15 protein-coding genes are annotated in these 19040 nt (G+C 41.7%); 8 read left to right on the forward strand and 7 right to left on the reverse strand.

Features of this window, described 5'->3' with window-relative positions; all coding sequences use genetic code 11:
* Positions 1-226: 226 nt before the first annotated feature.
* Complete coding sequence (locus V7K55_RS12035; RefSeq protein ID WP_334831476.1) at positions 227-1495, forward strand: bifunctional sterol desaturase/short chain dehydrogenase; 1269 nt, start codon at positions 227-229, stop codon at positions 1493-1495.
* 172 nt (positions 1496-1667) lie between these two features.
* Here V7K55_RS12035 and V7K55_RS12040 read toward each other — a convergent pair whose 3' ends face one another.
* The 5 genes from V7K55_RS12040 to ahcY form a co-directional block, all read right to left on the reverse strand.
* Complete coding sequence (locus V7K55_RS12040) at positions 1668-2054, reverse strand: type II toxin-antitoxin system VapC family toxin (protein WP_334831478.1); 387 nt, start codon at positions 2052-2054, stop codon at positions 1668-1670.
* A complete protein-coding gene (locus V7K55_RS12045) occupies positions 2051-2290 on the reverse strand; it encodes a type II toxin-antitoxin system Phd/YefM family antitoxin (protein ID WP_334831480.1) in 240 nt (79 codons plus the stop codon). Before V7K55_RS12045 ends, V7K55_RS12040 begins: the two co-directional genes overlap by 4 nt.
* Positions 2291-2351: 61 nt before the next feature.
* Positions 2352-2684 (reverse strand): XisI protein, encoded by a 333-nt coding sequence (locus V7K55_RS12050; protein ID WP_334831482.1) that lies wholly within the window; start codon positions 2682-2684, stop codon positions 2352-2354.
* Positions 2672-3091 (reverse strand): XisH family protein, encoded by a 420-nt coding sequence (locus V7K55_RS12055; protein ID WP_334831484.1) that lies wholly within the window; start codon positions 3089-3091, stop codon positions 2672-2674. The genes V7K55_RS12050 and V7K55_RS12055 overlap by 13 nt, the downstream gene beginning before the upstream one ends.
* A 295-nt stretch (positions 3092-3386) precedes the next feature.
* Complete coding sequence (gene ahcY / locus V7K55_RS12060; protein WP_334831486.1) at positions 3387-4664, reverse strand: adenosylhomocysteinase; 1278 nt, start codon at positions 4662-4664, stop codon at positions 3387-3389.
* Positions 4665-5056: 392 nt separating this feature from the next.
* On the opposite strand from ahcY, the gene V7K55_RS12065 reads away from it, so the two are divergent.
* The 4 genes from V7K55_RS12065 to V7K55_RS12080 all read left to right on the forward strand — a co-directional run bounded on the left by V7K55_RS12065 (position 5057) and on the right by V7K55_RS12080 (position 12244).
* A complete protein-coding gene (locus tag V7K55_RS12065; protein WP_334831488.1) occupies positions 5057-6742 on the forward strand; it encodes a mechanosensitive ion channel family protein in 1686 nt (561 codons plus the stop codon).
* A 204-nt stretch (positions 6743-6946) separates the two neighbouring features.
* The gene (locus V7K55_RS12070) at positions 6947-10252 is read left to right on the forward strand and encodes an efflux RND transporter permease subunit (RefSeq protein ID WP_334831490.1); all 3306 of its coding nucleotides are present in this window, start codon (positions 6947-6949) and stop codon (positions 10250-10252) included.
* 316 nt (positions 10253-10568) lie between these two features.
* The gene (locus tag V7K55_RS12075; protein ID WP_334831492.1) at positions 10569-11006 is read left to right on the forward strand and encodes a DUF6918 family protein; all 438 of its coding nucleotides are present in this window, start codon (positions 10569-10571) and stop codon (positions 11004-11006) included.
* 326 nt (positions 11007-11332) lie between these two features.
* Positions 11333-12244 carry a M23 family metallopeptidase gene (locus tag V7K55_RS12080; RefSeq protein WP_334831494.1) on the forward strand — a complete coding sequence of 304 codons (912 nt, stop codon included), beginning with the start codon at positions 11333-11335 and terminating at the stop codon, positions 12242-12244.
* Between the two features lie 546 nt (positions 12245-12790).
* On the opposite strand, the gene V7K55_RS12085 is transcribed toward V7K55_RS12080, so the two are convergent.
* Together V7K55_RS12085 and V7K55_RS12090 are read right to left on the reverse strand one after the other, a co-directional pair.
* Positions 12791-13558, reverse strand: a complete 768-nt coding sequence (locus tag V7K55_RS12085) for a circadian clock KaiB family protein (protein WP_334831496.1) — start codon at positions 13556-13558, stop codon at positions 12791-12793.
* Positions 13559-13722: 164 nt separating this feature from the next.
* Positions 13723-14997, reverse strand: a complete 1275-nt coding sequence (locus V7K55_RS12090; protein ID WP_334831498.1) for a type IV pilus twitching motility protein PilT — start codon at positions 14995-14997, stop codon at positions 13723-13725.
* A gap of 732 nt (positions 14998-15729) precedes the next feature.
* Between V7K55_RS12090 and V7K55_RS12095 the strand changes: the two genes are divergently transcribed.
* The 3 genes from V7K55_RS12095 (at position 15730) to V7K55_RS12105 (ending at position 18970) form a co-directional block, all read left to right on the forward strand.
* Complete coding sequence (locus V7K55_RS12095; RefSeq protein ID WP_334831500.1) at positions 15730-16104, forward strand: hypothetical protein; 375 nt, start codon at positions 15730-15732, stop codon at positions 16102-16104.
* A 252-nt stretch (positions 16105-16356) separates the two neighbouring features.
* Entirely contained in the window at positions 16357-17487 is a 1131-nt protein-coding gene (gene wecB / locus V7K55_RS12100; protein WP_334831502.1) for a non-hydrolyzing UDP-N-acetylglucosamine 2-epimerase, read from the forward strand.
* 274 nt (positions 17488-17761) lie between these two features.
* Positions 17762-18970 carry a NupC/NupG family nucleoside CNT transporter gene (locus V7K55_RS12105; protein WP_334831541.1) on the forward strand — a complete coding sequence of 403 codons (1209 nt, stop codon included), beginning with the start codon at positions 17762-17764 and terminating at the stop codon, positions 18968-18970.
* Positions 18971-19040 lie beyond the last annotated feature (70 nt).

Below are 19040 nucleotides of genomic sequence, written 5' to 3' on the forward strand. Positions count from 1 at the left end.
GAGTTGAATGACAGATTTTGGAGACATGAGTTCGGCTACAAAATAAAGTTACCTTTCTCTTATCATAGGATCAATCATTCTTTGGAGTTCTCTTACCAAAAGCACATCAGCAATTGAGCAAACACTTTACCCACATTGAAGCTGGCTATATGATGCTCTAGACTCGACCTTAACGCCCCTTTATCAGATCATGAAGAATGATTAAGAAAAACGAGTAGAGACAAACATGATAAAAATATTAGCTGAAAACTTGATGGGAATTGAGGCAGGGTTACAAACTAATTGGGTTTGGCTAAATATCAGCTTGCAGTTTGTTAGCTGGGGACTTTTTTCACTTTTGCTTGCTGAGGTCTTGAGAGACAGCTACCATGCTTTGTGTCACCAAGTCAATTGGCTTGCTAAATGGCACAACAAGCACCATGCAGCCTATCGCCGCGATTTATCGATAGTTTCCCTGAAAATTTACCAAGAATCCCAACTCTATCACGACATTTTAGAATCGAGTCTACTGCTGGTGATACTGGTAGTCATTGCCTTAATTGTCCAGCAGATGGGGTTATGGCTGGGAGTAGCTTATGGTTCCACCTTCTTGTATGGCGCGTCTGTGCGATATTTCCAGGGAAAAATTGATACAGATTTCAACCACCTCCCCGGCCCTTTAGAGACAATTCCATCCATTTGGTGGGTGAATCGGTCTTACCATTGGCGGCATCATTTTGATGATGTCAACGCTTACTACAGTGGTGTCTTTCCCCTAGTGGATAAAATTCTGGGTACAGGACTATCTCTTAAGGGGAAAACCATCGCTTTAACCGGAGCATCAGGAGCGTTAGGGCAAGCGCTGGCGGCTGAACTTGTCAAGAATAATGCTAAAGTCGTGGCATTAAGCACTAATCCCAAAAAATTAGTAGAGCAAGTTGGGGTGAAAGTGGTTCGCTGGCAGTTGGGTAATGAAGCCGAACTGAGGGATAGTTTAGAAAAAGTAGATATTTTAATTATCAACCACGGAATCAATGTTTACGCTAGCCGTACATCGGAGGCGATAAATTCCTCTTATGAGGTGAACACCTTTTCCGCATTGCGGTTGATGGATATATTTTTGACAACTATAACAGGGCCACAAGCAAAAGCAACGAAGGAAATTTGGGTAAACACTTCTGAAGCTGAGGTTTCTCCAGCCCTGAGTCCGCTTTATGAACTCAGCAAGCGATCGCTAGGAGATATTGTTACCCTCAAGCGTTTGGATGGGGATTGTGTAATTCGCAAGTTAATTCTTGGCCCGTTTAAGAGTCAACTGAATCCTTATGGAGTGATGTCTGCACAGCAAGTTGCTCGTGCTATCTTGTTTTTTGCTCGGCGAGACTTCCGAAATATTATTGTGGCAATAAATCCTCTTACCTATCTGCTGTTTCCCTTAAAAGAAACTAGTGCGTCGCTATACTATCGACTTTTTAGCCGGACAGCGAAAAGCGAACAGGAGTTACGCAAGCAATAGCTGAAACCCTGATTTTCAGGTGGGGGCAGTTTATGAATTGCCCTTGCGTAGGCGTAGCTTGCCACAGGCGATCGCTCTGAGTTAGTGTTGATTATTTAATGTTGAAAAAAGCATACTCTTATGCACTTTTAAAATGTAAAGGCTGTTCTATTCCAGATTTTTAATTATTACCTTAATATAAAACACTGACCGAGTAGGAACGAATTGCCGGGTCTACAGTTAAAATTGTTAATTTATGTTGTAAAGCTTGACAAATTAACATCCTATCAAAGGGATCGCGATGTAACAATGGTAAATTCAAGAGTTGAGCAACACTTTCTTCATCTAGGTTGAGACTACTGATTAAATGCTGCTGACGCTGCTTGGGAAGGTAGATTTCAGGTGATTCTGGTAATGGTAATTTACCTAACTGATATTTAACAGTTGCTTCCCAAACTGAAACACAACTTAAATATATGTCGTTATTTAAATCACGAATACTATTTTGTAAATGAATTGATAATTTTTGATCGCCACTAATAAACCATAAGAAAATATGGGTATCTAATAATAGTTTCATTTTCCTTCAAAACTATTTAAAATCTCTTCAGGTAAGGGACTATCAAAATCATCTGGAACAATGAATTCCCCAGCACATAAGCCATAAGGTCTAATTTGTTGGGAAGTGGGTGAAACTGGTTTAATTTCTGCAATAGGTTTACCTGCTTGCGTGATAATAATACTTTCTCCTGCTGCTACTTGGCGAAGATAGCTACTTATATTTTGTTGGATTTCATCAATTGTTACGGTTAACATGAGATTTGTATATAGGAATATTTTTAGTATATCAAGTTAACAGTTTGAAGTTATGACATTACTAAACAGATGCAAAACCAGTAAATTGCCGGACATAAGGCGATCTAAAACCTAAAACAATATCTGTTGTCAGTACACCTAATTCTACTAGTTGATTAGCTATTCCTTCTTCAGTAAAATCGCGCTGAATCCAAATTTTATCATCCTTGATACTAATATGAATGGGGCATCCATATACTCTTTCTTCATCATGCCATCCCACATATAATAATAAGTAGCGATCGCGTTCTGTATCAAAGACAATTTCAGTATTTTCTAAATCTTCTTTTGGTTGATCTTTTACATATTTATAAATAATTTTTTTCACTAATTCCTGATAATTTAATTTTTCCATAATACTATCTCCTGTTTTTGGACATGAAAAACTAATAACTTGATTTCATATCGTTCTAATACACTTTGAATAAAAGCATCCACAAAAAACTCTTGGTAGATATCTTTAGCTATTGCTAAGTATAATACTCGTTCAGAGTCCTTTTGCTCCAATGCTACTCTGTAGTTCAAAAATTGACCAACAGCTGTATGAAATTCTGAAATTGCTGACATCCCAATAAAACTTTTTACCTCTATTGCTATTTTTTGCTCATCTTTATCAGCCGCAATTAACTTTTGCGCTCCCATGTCTATTTTAATTCTAATTTGTTCAGTGAGTTGAAAGAACAAGGGATCGTGTGTAATTTTCCAGCCATCTTTTTCTAAGGCTACTTTCACAGTATTATGAAAAATATCTTTTGCTGACATATAAAAAATAATAATCTAAGTTCTAATATTACCTAATCTTTTAAGTAAGCTATTGCACTTGCGTCTAAGTAGGGCGGCGTGAATAATTCAAGGTTTGTAGTGAGGACTTTAGTCCTCAAATGAGGGCTGAAGCCCTCACTACGAACTAATCTCAATATTTTTTACACTACTTAATGTACTTTGTATTTATTCTTGCCGACTTACTTACTCTACGGGAATGCTTCAGCGAATGTGCGAACACAAAAAAAGGGATAAGCTCAAAAGCCTATCCCCAAAAAATCAATTAATCAATGTATCAAGTTCCCGATGTCCAAGAATTGATGTACTCAATTTGATCTGCTGTTAAGCTATCAATCGTGATACCAATAGCTTGCAACTTCAAACGAGCAATTTCTTGATCGACTTCAACCGGAATTGAGTGCAAACCAGGTTCCAACTTACCTTTGTTCTTCACCAGGTATTCACAAGCCAAAGCTTGGTTGGCAAAACTCATATCCATTACCGCGCTGGGGTGTCCTTCAGCCGCAGCTAGGTTAATCAAGCGTCCTTGTCCGAGAACGACAACTGATTTACCATTTTTCAACTTATATTCTTCAGTGAAAGGACGAACATCTTTGACTTCCTTAGCTTGTGCAGCCAAATATTTCAAATCAAGTTCTAAGTCAAAGTGACCAGAGTTACAAACGATCGCACCGTCTTTCATCACATCGAAGTGTTCACCGCGAATGACGTGCTTGTTACCAGTCACAGTGATGAAAATATCACCTTCAGATGCAGCTTTAGCCATTGGCAGGACGCGGAAGCCATCCATTACGGCTTCAATTGCCTTGATGGGGTCGATTTCGGTGACGATGACGTTAGCACCCATTCCACGGGCGCGAAGGGCTGTACCTTTACCACACCAGCCATAACCGACGACAACAATGTTTTTACCAGCCAACAAAATATTTGTGGCGCGGATAATGCCATCTAGGGTTGATTGCCCAGTACCATAGCGATTATCAAAGAAGTGCTTGGTATCAGCGTCGTTGACGTTGACTGCGGGGAAGGTGAGAACGCCATCTTTAAACATGGCGCGGAGGCGCACGATACCGGTTGTGGTTTCTTCGGTGCTACCAATCAAATCAGCAATTTGGTGTTGGCGGTGTTGGATTAAAGCCGCAACCACATCGCTACCGTCATCAACAATAATGTTGGGGCGATGATCTAAAGCTATTTGAACGTGGCGGTTATAGGTTTCGTTATCTTCGCCTTTTTGAGCAAAGACGGGAATTTGATGATCGGCGACGAGGCTAGCGGCTACGTCATCTTGAGTTGATAAGGGGTTACTAGCAATTAAAAGCGCGTCTGCACCACCGGCTTTCAGAGCGATCGCCAAGTGTGCTGTTTCTGTTGTAATGTGGGCGCAAGCTACAAGGCGTAAACCAGCGAAGGGCTTTTCGATAGCAAAGCGATCGCGGATTTGCTTCAAAACTGGCATTTCGCGTCCAGCCCATTCAATGCGCTGTCTTCCCAAGGCAGCTAGGCCGAGGTCTTTAACCTCGTGCTTTAATCGGGGAGAAGTTGCGGTCATCAAAAGTTACCTCAAAAAATTAAAAAAGTTACGTAAATTTTACGCACTCTACTAGGTTATTGTACAACTTGCGATTTTTGCTTGAAAGAAAGCAAATCACTAGTCAATAATCCTCAAAACTAGCTTGACGTTTGATTACCCTAATGTCAACTTCATCGCCAGGTTCTTTCTTTTTGTTTTATCTTTGGTAAGAGTAAGACTCTTCTCAGATTGGATTGCTGATTTTAAGTAAATTGTCATCTATCTAAAGATATATCAAAAACAAAACAACATCAAAATTTCATTATCTAAAGAAAAAACCTCAACTTTAGATAAGTACATTTACTCAAAGTAATTGCGGAGGATGGTTATAGAAGTAGTCAATATTCAATTGTTTTCAAGGAGGTGTTTGAGTGCGTTTTCAATTTTTGGCGTTGGCTTTGCCCGCCGTAGGCATCGCCAGTTCAGTAGCCATAGGCGTTGTATCTGTGCCAAAAGCCACAGCCCAGATTCCTTTTTTACCGCAACTGCAAGCTCCCAGCAGTGTGAGCAATTATTCAGATAACAGAGTTGTTTCGGGCTGGATTTATTTAGATGGTCGTCGGTTATTTCAAATAGCGGCATCAAGAACCAACTTTCCTGAACGTTCAGAAGATATTCAAAAGAAGTTAGATAAAATTGGTCAAAATTACTTTCAGTCACCACCAAAAACAGCAGTCAAGGTAGAAGTTCGGAAAGTCAACGAATTACCAGTAATTTATGTCAATGACCAATATCTGATGACCGTTACTTCTGAGGATGCTGGACTGCGACAAGTAGATATATCAACATCGGCAAATCAAGTCGCAGAATCATTACAAGAAGACTTGCAAGAAGCAAAGCAAGAAAGACAAACTCAATCTTTAATCAACCAAGGTAAAATTGCTGCGGGTACTGGAGTAGCAATGGTGATTATGAGTTTGGGGCTATATGGCTGGCAACGACGTTCCCAAAAGGATTCAGATTCAGTCAATCCTGTCGCCTCCCAACTCCCCAGAGGGCTGATAAACTCCCCAATTTCACCAGCAGCAAATCAACCAATTACAACACAACTGAATCAACAGCAAAAGAAGCATCTCCAAGAAGTAAAAAGACGATTATTTCAGCTAAGTCAAGCCGGAATTTGGGGAGGTGGAAGCTTTTTTATTTTGGGTCTATTTCCCTATACACGAGGGTTTCAGGTAGGAATTCTCAATGCTTTCCAATTTCCTTTGCGATTAGGCATCGTATGCCTGGGAATCTATGTAGCCATCCGTTTGACATACGCCCTAATTGACCGCTTCGCCTCCACTCTGATCAGCAGTGGTGCTTTCCTGACCCCAGAAAGTTCTGCACGGCTGCAACTGCGAGTTTCCACATTTTCTGGTGTGACTAAAAGTATCACTACTGCTATCTGGGTAGGAGTAGGTTTTTTGCTAGCGCTGGTATCCTTGGGAATAGATATTGTTCCCTTGCTAGCGGGTGCGAGTTTAGTTGGTGTTGCATTATCTTTGGCCTCGCAAAACTTAATTAAAGATGCAATTAACGGTTTCCTGATTATTCTAGAAGACCAGTATGCTTTAGGCGACGTGATTAGTGTGGGAGACGTGGGAGGTTTAGTAGAAAACCTGAATCTGCGGATGACCCAAGTGCGGGATTCCGAAGGGCGCTTGATCACCATTCCCAATAGTGAAATTAAAGTTGTTGCAAATCTTTCCAGTCGTTGGTCACGAGCCGATTTAACGGTTCCCATCGCCTACCAAGCCGATACAGAAGAAGCTTTGAAGTTGATTGCAACTGTTGCTTTCGAGATGAACCAAGAAATGCAATGGCAGCGTCAAATTTTGGAACCGCCGCAAGTTTTAGGAATAGATCAATTTGGCGATCGCGGTTTGATTATTCGTGTCTGGATTAAAACCCAGCCCCTCAAACAATGGGATGTAGCACGGGAGTTTCGCCGCCGCCTGAAAGTTGCCCTAGACCAAGCCGGAATTTCCATCTCTGTACCTCAACAAGCAATTTGGGTTAATGACGAGCAGTTGTTAAATTTTCAGGGTAATGGCAAATCTCATCAGGAATAGGACTTACGCACTTAAAACCTGAATGAAACCTCGATCCCCCCTTTTTATTTAGGGGGGATTATGCTCCAAACTAGGGAAACAGGGAGAATAACCCATACCCAATATCTAAAACTTTGTGCGATCGCTAACACTAAACCTTAATAAATTCTTATATTAATAACAAGCTACTCCATCCGTGACCAGTATTAAACTTTTCCTGGATTTATGTTTGTCAATACCTTCATAAAACGTCCAGTCTTGACGACGGTCTGTACGTTCATCATTTTGCTGCTGGGAAGCATCTGTATTCCAATCCTTCCCATTTCTCAGCTACCAGACCTCGCTCCGGTGCAAATCACTGTTAGCTCTAACAATACTGGTGCAGATGCTCAAACAACAGAAAATACTGTCACCAACATTATTGAGCGACAAATTAATGGTGTTAAAGATGTATCTTATATATCTTCTAATACGGGTAATGATGGTTCCAGCAATATAACCGTCTCCTTCCCAACTAATGTCAATAGTGATATTGCTCAAGTAAACGTTCAAAATAAACAAGCACTTGCTGAGCCTCAACTGCCAGACACTGTTCAACGAACAGGTGTCACCGTTGAAACGGCATCAAGCAGTCTGCTTCTGGTCTATGGGTTTTACTCAGATAATAATGAGTATGACAACATTTTTATCAGTAACTATGTCGATCTGTATATTTTCGATCAGATCAAACGTCTTCCTGGTGTAGGAAGTGCCAGGATTTTTGGGGAGCGCAAATATGCCATGCGTCTTTGGCTCGATCCCAACAAGCTTGCCCAACATCAACTAACTCCTCAAGATGTGACAGCCGCCCTGCAAGAACAAAATATTCAGGTGGGTGCAGGGGCCATCGGTAAGGAACCAGCACCAGATAATCAAAGCTTTGAATTTGCTTTACGGGCAACCAGTCGATTTAAAGATGCGGCTGAATTTGAAGATATGGTGCTGAAGGTGAGTCAAGGTGGCACTAATAACACCACTAATAGCACTCTAGTTAAGCTTAGAGATATCGGTAGAGTTGAACTAGGTGCAGAGAGCTATCTCGCTGATGCCAAATTCACCATCCCCGGAAATGCTCCCAAGGCAGCCGTGGGTTTGGGGATATATCAACTTCCCGGTAGTAATGCTCTAGACGTTGCCCATTCTGTTGAAGAGCAGATCAAAATACTAGAGAAGAGTTTTCCACCTGGACTAAAAGCACAGTTAGCATTTGATACCACTCCATTTGTAGAAATTTCTTTAGAAGAAGTTTTACATACCCTGGTTGAGGCGATTATCCTGGTGGTCTTGGTAATTTTCGTCTTTTTGCAAGACTGGCGGACTACGATCATTCCCACTGTTGCGATCCCAGTCTCTTTGGTTGGGACATGTGCGGCTCTTTTCGTTTTAGGATTTCAGATTAATACACTGACCTTATTTGGTTTCGTTCTGGCGATCGGTATTGTCGTTGATGATGCCATTATTGTAGTGGAGGCAGTTGCAGTCAAACTAGAGCAGGGCATGAGGCCCTTTGATGCTGCTGTCGAAGCCATGAAAGAGTTGACTGGGGCAATTATTGCCACTTCACTTGTACTCATGGCGGTATTTATTCCAGTTGCATTTATTCCAGGCACTACTGGGATTGTCTACAAACAATTTGCATTAACCGTTGCTTGCTCCATTGCCATTTCGACCTTCAATGCTTTAACATTCTCCCCAAGTATGGCAGCCATCCTCATGCGCCCGGCTCAGACTCCACGGGGCCCTTTGGGGTGGTTTTTTACGCAGTTTAATCGGGGATTTAGCTGGTTCACACGCCGATATGTCGGGTTTGTTAGCTACCTCACCCATATCAAACCGATTGTAATTGGGGTTTTTATTACTGGTTTAGTCGCAACGGTTTTGATGTACAGAGCAGTACCTACCGGATTTATTCCAGAGGAAGATCAAGGTTACTTCTTTGTCGTTGTCCAGGGGCCTGATGGGGTTTCTTTGAAATATACCGAATCTGTAATGAACAAGGTTGTCAAAGAAGTAACATCGGCTCCCGAAGTTAGAGCTAGTTTTATGATCAGTGGCTTTGGTTTCGATGGCAATGCTTCTAATTTAGGCATTGCCTTTGCAAACCTGAAACCCTGGAAAGAGAGAACTAAAGAATCTGAGTCTGTCTATGGAATACTTCAGAGGTTGAACCAAAAGCTCTCTACAATTACAGAAGCCAGAGCGATCGCTGTGAATGCTCCTCCGGTTAGAGGGTTAAGTAGTACGGGTGGTTTTGAGTTTATCATTCAAGACAAAACCGGCAGTGCGCCGATTCAAACCCTGGTTGATACTGCTAACAAATTCATTGGGGCGGCAAATAAAAAGCCTGTTCTACAAAGAGTCTTCACTCAGTTCACCGCCGACACTCCTCAGTTTGACATTCAAGTGAACCGTAACCAAGCTAAAGCTCTCAATGTCGAACTCAGCGACATCTTTGGGACATTGCAAAGTTACTTGGGGTCGCGATATGTGAATGACTTTGTGCAGGGACAGCGACAGTATCGGGTATATGTGCAAGCGGATGGAGTTTTCCGTTCTAATCCAGATGATATTGGCAAGCTGTATGTTCGCTCTGCAAGTGGGGCAATGATTCCATTAAGCAATTTGGTGACAGTTACTCCCTTTGTGGGGCCGAAAACCATTTCCCATTACAACTTGTATCGGTCAATCAAAGTCCAGGGCGCTCCCGCTCCCGGTTCGAGTTCGGGGGAAGCGATTAAAGCGATGGAGGAAGTAGCAGCAGAGGTCTTACCTCAAGGGTTTGGTTACGAGTGGACAGGGACTTATCTCCAGGAAAAGACATCAGGGGGATCTACGGGCTTGATTTTTGCCTTAGCGATCGTTATTGTCTTTCTGGTGCTATCGGCTCAGTATGAAAGCTACGTTGACCCGATCATTATTTTGCTGACAGTTCCCCTAGCCGTTTTGGGAGCGATGACCGCGATTTGGATACGTTCCAATATTTTCATGGCAGATAGCCTATTCCCCAAAGTGGTAGATGATATCTATTGCCAAGTAGGTTTAGTAACTTTGATTGGTTTAGCCGCAAAGAACGCGATTTTAGTCGTGGAATTTGCCAATCAATTGCATGAGCAGGGTATGAGCTACACGCGAGCGGCGGTAAAAGCCGGGGAAGAACGTCTGCGACCCATCTTAATGACTTCCTTTGCAGCGTTGTTAGGATTTTTGCCCTTGGTGATCTCTGAGGGGGCTGGAGCCAGCAGCCGTTGGTCTTTGGGAACAGCGCTTTTTGGGGGCCTGCTCCTTGCGACATTCTTGAGTTTGTTCCTAGTGCCAATTTTGTATATTTTGGTTAAGAGCTTGGCTCAAGCTATATTTTCTCGGAAGCGATCGGGTGGCTCAAAACCTCCAGATTCTTCAGATGGAACTTCGGCATCTGAACATAGGGCTTTACCTACTGGCTCAAGTCTGCCAGAGACACAACTCAGGTCTCAGCAAGATGGGATAACCTGAATTTTATCATTCACTCTTTCCCCGAAACCCACTAGAAAATGGCTTTGACAAAGAGTACTGGCTATAATCCAAGCGGATTGCATGATGGGTGAAGCCTTAATAAGACTTACGCAAACAATAGCCAAAAAGAAAAATTTTCTTCTTAGGGCAATTCATGAATTGCCCCTAGTGCGTTAATTTTTGCGTAAGTCCTACTTAAGTAGTGAGAGCGTGATGTTCATAACATCCTCCAACTTTGATACCATTTTCTGTAATTTCCTGCTTGCTAAAAAAGCTAGTCGAATAGAAATTAAGTACTTAGATAAGGAAAAGTGAAATGGGACTTAGCGAAGGATTTTCAAACCCGACCAAAAAGGCTATGGTCATAGATGAATGTTGCAACATGATAGAAGTACAGCTGGCATCCAAGTCAGGTATGAGCGGTATTGCTTTGAAAACTGCCTTCGCCGCCCTGAAGGGAGTCAAGCCTGGGTATATCCCCTACGTAGTTGAGCAGATCCTGCCGCAGTGCTTCACGGCACTCGACCCCATTTGGAGTGAAGGCGTAGAGAAAGGCGATCCGATTGGACACCTGAGTAAAAATCGCTCTCATACGGCAGATGCGCTACTGAGTGTCACTGATGCTAGAGTCAAGAACGCCAAACGCCAAATTGTGCGAGGAACCTATGAAAAATTTCGCGGTTCAGCTAAAAAGCACGTGGAAGAAGCAGTGCCAGATTTAGCCAAAGTAATCGACAATTACACTAAGGTTTAAGGCAGAAGGCAGGAGTAATATAACTTATAAAATTCGACACTTCGGCAAGTTCAGTGACCGCCCCTCCTGAAGTAAGAAGGAAGCTGACGCAACATTGGGAGTCTTTAACCCTTGTTCTCTAGCGATTGATAAACGTATGCTGCCATTCGGTGCGCCGATGGCTAGCATACGGGGCAAATATTGTACTTGTAGTACCAAGGTGTTTGGTGAGGATCTCGATTTTAAAGATGCTATATCTGCTAAACGTCCTGATATTTTCCGAGTCAGCTTGAAACAGCAAATAATCAGAAACTATCTGAATTATTGTTTTAATAAGCTTGCCATTTATGAAAAAAATTACTGTTTATCGATACCGCACTTATGGATTAATTGGGTTAATATCCTTAACCATCGGATTAAATACAACTACATCTGCCCTAACACAGTTAGCAAGTGATTCTCCAATACAGCATACTCCTATCCCTGCTTCTAATCTGATCTGGCCAACCCAAGGGTTTATTTCTCAAGGCTTTCGCAAATATCAACATGAAGGAATTGATATTGCAGGGGTATCTGGAACTCCGATTATTGCTGCTGCATCGGGTAGGGTTGTAAAAGCAGGTTGGGATAATTGGGGATTAGGCAATGCCATAACTATTAAACATCTTGATGGCAGTATTACTATTTATGGTCACAATCGCCGTTTGTTGGTGAGTAAGGGTCAGCAGGTCATTCAAGGTCAAATTATTGCTGAGATGGGATCTACGGGCAATAGTACAGCACCTCATCTCCACTTTGAAGTTCATCCAAATGGTCAAATAGCAGTTGATCCCCTTCGTCTGTTAACACCCTTAACTGCGAGTGTTTTTCCTGCTTCTAAAGTTCAACAAGTTGATAACCCTAACCACCCAGTCTCGACACCCCCAGTAGCAAAGCAAGTTTCACCTTCACAGCTAATTCCAATAGCTGTTGCACCTATTAATAATATTCAGTGTAATGGAGTTATCATCATTGAGGGTGAGACTGCAAATATTCGTGTAAAAGTCTGTGAAGAAAATGGTCAGTTCTTTTATATTGGGCAGTTGAAGCAAGACCCAAGCAAGCCGATAAAAATTGCAGCTTTAAATATTGGTCAAGGCAAATATCGAGCAGATAATGGTAGTTTCTATTATTTAGTCAGCCCTGAAAAAGTGGAAGTTTGGCGAAATGGCACTCAGATGCGTTCTGACAGATTTTATACTTTAACAAAATCGCCATAAAGTTATAGCGGTTCTCAGTTGAGTGAGGTACAAGAACCCCACCCCCAACCCCCTCCCCGCAAGCGATGAGGGGGCTATGATGTACCTGATGTGATTAGGAAACGCTATAGCATCTAATATTACTTGTTATTGTTTGTAGTAGTTTCAATCCCTAATAGGGATTTTAGTTGATTGCGATCGCTGGCATCTGAAAGCCTTCTGTTATTTTGTTTTCAAGGTTCAATAGCGCGAGTAGGAAAATCATAACATGAGGAGTGGCAATTGTGCCAGACGAAAATAGCTGAAAGCCAGTCCATATAAGGTGCGCGGATGGCTTTAAGATTCTACAGCCGTCAAGTTCTTACATCCACGGCAATTCAGCCATTTTTATAGTAACCTCTTCACCAACACCTACCCATTCGCGCACTTCACAAAAAAACTAGTCTGATTGCAAAGCGGTTTACGAGCTATTAGCTTACTACAGACTTTCTTTTATTTCTAGCGAAAACAATTGCCACCTCTCGAAATTCTGCATTTCACTTTGTAATTCTCAATTTGCTATAAAACTTAAAAATTTTCCTTAGCAGCTAACATTTGTAAAATCTTTTCTACATGATCCAACTCTCCAACGATTCGCCGAATTGGGTGAGGCCAAACCTTGACAAGGGTAGGCGTTGCAGAAACTTGATTGAGTTCTGCTTGTTCTGGATGACTTAAAACATCAATCACTTTCAAAGTATAAGGATGTCCCAGCGATCGCTCCAACAATTCGTGTAAATTTTGCAGAATACGTTCGGTTGTACTGCTATGTCCGGCTACAAACAAGCGGAGAACATAGCCTTGTGTAATTACTTCCTTTTTTTGTACTATTACTGGCTGGTGGTATTTTGGTACAGGTTCAGAAAGGTCAAGACGAACAATTAAATCGTGATCTTCCCAAAGCTGCGGGAATGAGGAACGATAAGTTGTTAACACCATGCGATCGCACAACCCATCTTGCCAAGGGGCAGCTTGCCATGCTAACTCCCCTGTACCAAAAATGGCATTAAGCAAAGCTTGATGTCTAACTACAGCCGGATAAGCTTCAGCAAAAGTTCGCACTTGTTGAGTGCGCGGATCTAACCAGTGGTCAATAGTCGCAGTATAACAAGGCACTAAAAAGTGCGGTGGCTCTGGTAAATCTAGGATTTCTTGCAAAGCTGAACATAAATGCAAGTGCCATCGACCTTGCTTGCTAGGATCGATGCAGTAAATTAAATCTCCTCCAGGTGTAAATAGGGCAATGCCTTTAAACAACTGGGGTGTAGATAGTTTGTTTGTTGTCAAGTTATTCACAAAGGCTAGCTAAAAGTAAAAACTCTCTCTTTTACCTTTTACCTTAGCTATAACTGCAACCAGGATCGGAAAGATATTTGGAATTGGGGACTGGGGACTAGGCAATATTTAGTAGCCAGTAATTATTCTCCCCTAATCCCTAATTCCTAATCCCCAGTACCCACTTAAACTCGACCTCGGAGAAACTGGGCCATTTCATTAGGAGTTGGCGACATTTCTAGAGCAGTTTCTTCAGTGATCCGACCGTCTTGATAGAGATTAAGCAATGACTGATTCATGGTAATCATCCCGTCAAAGCTAGCTTGTTTCATCAACTCGCCAATTTCATCATATTTACCGTCTTTAATCCATTCTTTAATTGCTTCAGTATTGATCAGCACATCGTGGAAAGCAGCCCGCTTGCCGTCAGTTGTGCGACACAAACCTTGAGCAATTACTGACACTAAAGACTCAGAAATTGCCACCCGCATTGCATCCTGTTCGTCACCAGAGTAGAGGTTAAGAATCCGCTCAATGGTTTTGACAGCGCTATTGGTGTGCAGGGTTCCCATAACTAAGTGACCTGTCTGAGCGGCTTTAAGGGCGGTGTTAACTGTTTCTTTGTCCCGCATTTCCCCTACCAGAATCAAATCTGGATCTTCCCGCAAAGCTGCTTTCAAAGCGTTGTCAAATTTCCGGGTATGCATTCCCACTTCTCGCTGTTTGACTAAAGACTTGCGGCTTTGATGGATAAATTCTATCGGGTCTTCAATGGTGATGATATGCTTGGCCATCTCCTTATTGATGTAGTCAACCATCGCGGCCATTGTGGTGGACTTACCAGAACCAGTAGGCCCAGTCACCAAAATCAAACCTTTGTGGTGATGACAAATATCCCGAAAAATTGGGGGTAAATTCAACTGTTCCATAGTTAAGATTTTCAGTGGAATCAACCGCAAGACCATTGCAGGCCCTCTAAGGGTGCCAAAAACATTAATCCGCACGCGAGCAAAGTCATATTGAGTTGCTCCATCAAATTCTAAGTGTTCTTCAAAGCGCTGAATTTCTGCCTCACTCATCACCTCCCGCAACCAACTCATGAAACCTTCTTTATCTGTTTCTGGATAATCCGTTGATTGAATTTCTCCTCGGCTGCGGAAGCGGGGTACTTCACCTACTCCCAAGTGAAGGTCAGAATATCCCTGATCGTAAGCTAGCCTGATCAACTTCTCTAAAGTGGGCCCCGCATTGCTGTTTTTAGGGGAAACTGAACTAGGTATTGGCGGAGGAGCAACCGGACGATGACCTGCAACAGGAGCGTTAGTACTCCTCTCCATTGACATATCCAATGTTTGTGTCATCTGCCTCTGTGTACTAAAGGCTGGCGGAGGTGGCGGCATTGGAGGCAGGTTACGTTCGGTAACAGAGTTAGAATTTGATGGAGACTGTGATTCTGTCATATATCTTCACATTTGGCGGTTAAAAAGTTGAATTAGCGAGAAGTCAAGTCACTTACTTTGATGACTTTTGGAGAATACTGGCGTGCAAGCTCTCATGGTGATGGGAGGCGATTGAAATTCTAGAACCACGGTCAATCCATTTCATCCACCTCGACTTGTATCTTTTTTTCCAGAAATTTTGCTAATCAGAAAATTTAGATAAATTATTTAACCTATCTAACCTGGTTTAACACACCCAAGGACTCAAAAGACCTCAGTTATAATACATAGGCGGATTTGTATTTTATAGAACATCTGACTAAACATAAATATTTTCAGTCCTTAGATGAGAAATTTATCCCAGACATGGACGCTAATTACCAGCAATTAACAACACAAATATTGATTGTTCATTTATTCAGCCCATTTAAAAATTATGAGAATAGCTATTGATTTTTATAAGAAATGTTAAGTTGAGTAGGAGCAATATCTGGGGATCAAAGTTAAAAGCTCATACCTTTGAGGTTATACATCTGAAGATAGATGCAGAAAACAAGTTCTTTTAATAGATGTAAGCTTGACCTTACATCCACAATTACAAAAAACTAACTGTAAACTTTAGTAAATAAATGCTCATTTTTCCGATTAGTTTTTATATACTGGATTTCACTGAGAAAGAAAATCAGTTGACTCGCGAAAAGCGAAATCTAACTGAAATTAAAAATTGTTGTGTATTTTTGGGAGGAAAAGTCAATGGTTTCTGCTGAAAGCTCTAATCTAGGAAAGACCTACTCCTTGTTGATGATTAAAAGCTTTTTAATATGGACTTTTACATTAGCAGTATGCTTGTTAGTTGTGGGTTTTCCACTAGTTGTCTTGATGGCTACGGTCGGATGTCTGTTGTCAATCGTTTTGCAATCTGTGATGCCTGTTAGTGCTGTTTTGCTTGTAGCAGGCGCTTTAATCATGTTTAATGTCATGGCAGTTGTATTGGCTGCGGGTGTGCTAACCCTTAAAGGAGTTCATCCTAATGAAGTCAAATGGTTAAGCTGGCTGCATGGAGAGGCAGACCAAATGCAGACTACTGTTTACGCTGCTTGCCCTTTAACTTGTGAGATTAAAATTTAGTCATTACAGGTAAATACGACAAACAGTGTGTCTGCCCGGTTAAGCCGGGTTTTTTCATGCTTTTTAGTTATGCGATCGCATTTTAATTCGATAAACAGTGCATCTACCCGATTAAGCCGGGTTTTTTCATGCTTTTTATATGATTTATCCTTTTATATTTATGATTTGTGTGATGATTGACTGCCAACTCTTGACTATTTAGCATAGACCATTGACTATAACCATTGGCAAACGACAGATGACTAATGACTAATGACTAATCAAAAACGGGTTTGCATTATCTTGGGTACTCGTCCCGAAGCGATTAAACTCGCTCCAGTGATTCAGGTTTTCCAGAAGTCTTCAGCTTTTGAGTCGCAAGTAATTTTAACTGGACAGCATCGGGAGATGGTTGAGCAAGTTATGCAACTGTTCAACATCAAGGCAGATAATGATTTGGAAATTATGCAGGTTCAGCAATCTCTAAATGATATTACCTGCCGCAGTTTACAAGGGTTAGAAGCGTTATTTAAAGAGAAAAAGCCAGATTTAGTAGTGGTGCAGGGAGACACTACAACGGCTTTTGCGGCAGCTTTGGCAGCATTTTATCAAAAAATTCCTATCGGTCATGTGGAAGCAGGTTTAAGAACTGATGATATCTTCAATCCTTATCCAGAAGAAGCTAATCGGCGGTTGATTTCTCAAATTACTCAGTTGCACTTTGCGCCAACTCCTTGGGCTGTGGAAAATTTGCACCGTTCTGGTGTTTTGGGTGAAATTCACATGACGGGTAACACGGTAATTGATGCGCTGTTGAATGTCGCTGCAACCCAATCTGTTTGTAATGTACCAGGCTTAGACTGGGATTCATATCGCGTTCTCTTAGCAACAGTTCATCGACGGGAGAATTGGGGAGAACCCCTCTTAGCGATCGCTCAAGGCTTTTTACAAATCTTAGACAAGTTTCCTGATACAGCAATGCTTTTACCATTACACCGCAATCCGACAGTACGAGTCCCATTACAAGAGCTTTTAGGAAATCATCCCCGAATTTTCTTGACAGAACCTCTCGATTATGGCGAACTGGTGGGAGCAATTGGGCGATCGCATCTTTTGCTCACTGACTCTGGTGGCTTGCAAGAAGAAGCCCCCAGTTTGGGAAAACCAGTATTGGTTTTGAGAGATACCACCGAAAGACCAGAGGCTGTTGCAGCCGGTACAGCTAAACTTGTAGGGACTACGAGTGAGAATATTTTTGCAACCGCTGCTGAGTTACTGAGCAATTCAGATGCTTATGAAGCAATGGCAAATGCAATTAATCCCTTTGGAGATGGTCATGCAGCAGAGCGCATTTTACAGATTGTCCAAAATTACTTGGGTCTTTCATCAGAAATATCAACTTAGGAACTTAGATTAAACCTCCTGCCAAATTTCTGTTTTTTAGGGTGCTTGAAGAAGAATTCAGGAGTCAGAATATTTGTTACTCTCTCAGAAGCCACTTTGCATCTACAAGACACGACACGCTGATTAAATCCCCTAAATTTATTTATGGGGATTATGTTTTTACTTATTAAAAACAGCATAGAAAAAGTAATTAGCTACAAAGCCACAAAACAAGGCGTATTTTTGTGTATGCTTTGTGGCCAAGTGCCTTAGCGATACCTTTCTGGGAGTAAATATGGAACGCGCCATCTCTGCATTGGGAATTTTAGTTTTTATCGGTATATCCTACGCCTTTTCGGTTAATCGTCAAGCGGTGCGTTGGCGGATAGTGGGGTGGGGTTTGGGATTAGAATTTGCATTGGCACTAGTGATTCTTAAAACTCCTTGGGGTTTGAATGTATTTAAATTTCTGGGAGATTTTGTCGGCAAATTTTTAGCATTTTCTGATGTTGGTGCCAAATTTGTCTTTGGAGAAAATTTTAAGGATCATTTCTTTGCCTTCCAAGTGCTACCAACAATTATCTTTTTCTCTGCCTTCATCAGCGTCTTGTATTACTACGGCATTTTACAGCGAGTGGTAAATGTGATGGCGTGGGTAATGATGAAAACAATGAAAACATCGGGTTCTGAATCTTTATCCTGTGCAGGTAACATCTTTTTAGGGCCAACAGAATCGGCGCTGATGGTTAAACCATACATAGCGAAGATGACGCAATCAGAACTTCATGCTGTGATGACGGGTGGTTTTGCCACAATTGCGGCTGGAGTACTAGGGGCATACCTTTCCTTTGGGATACCAGCAGAACACTTAATTGCTGCTTTTTTTATGACTGCTCCTACATCGTTGGTGGTATCAAAATTACTCTATCCAGAAACAGAAGTCTCAGAAACCGTTGGAAAAGCAAAAGCAAATGTAGAAACCAATTATGTAAATGTAATTGATGCTGCTACTACCGGAGCAATTGACGGCGTGAAGCTAGCAGTTAATGTTGGGGTGATGATTATCGCTTTTTTGGGATTATTGGCTGCTTTAAATGCACTGCTGGGATGGTTGGGGGCATTTGTAGGTTTACAACAACTGTCCTTACAGTGGATTTTATCTTTTGTTATGGCTCCAGTGGCATGGCTGATGGGCGTACCTTGGGCTGATTGTCGGCAAGTGGGGGCGTTATTGGGTACAAAGACAATTCTCAATGAGTTTATTGCTTTTCTGGATTTGAAGGCATTAATTGAAAGTGGTAAAATTTCTCAACGGGCAGTAATTATTGCGACTTACGCCTTATGTAACTTTGCAAATATAGGTTCAATTGGCATTACAATTGGCGGCATTACTGGGATAGCACCTAACCGCCAGCATGATTTAGCTCGGATGGGTGTAAGAGCAATGATTGGCGGATTGTTAGCGGGTTTTATCACCGCTTGTATTGCTGGGATATTGATTTGAAAAAGATCAAAATCTATAAAAATCAAAGTTGATGATTTTTATTTGATGAGAGTAATAAAAAGGGATAGAC

Origin of the sequence: Nostoc sp. (assembly GCF_036919895.1) — a bacterium.
Lineage (GTDB): Bacteria > Cyanobacteriota > Cyanobacteriia > Cyanobacteriales > Nostocaceae > Nostoc.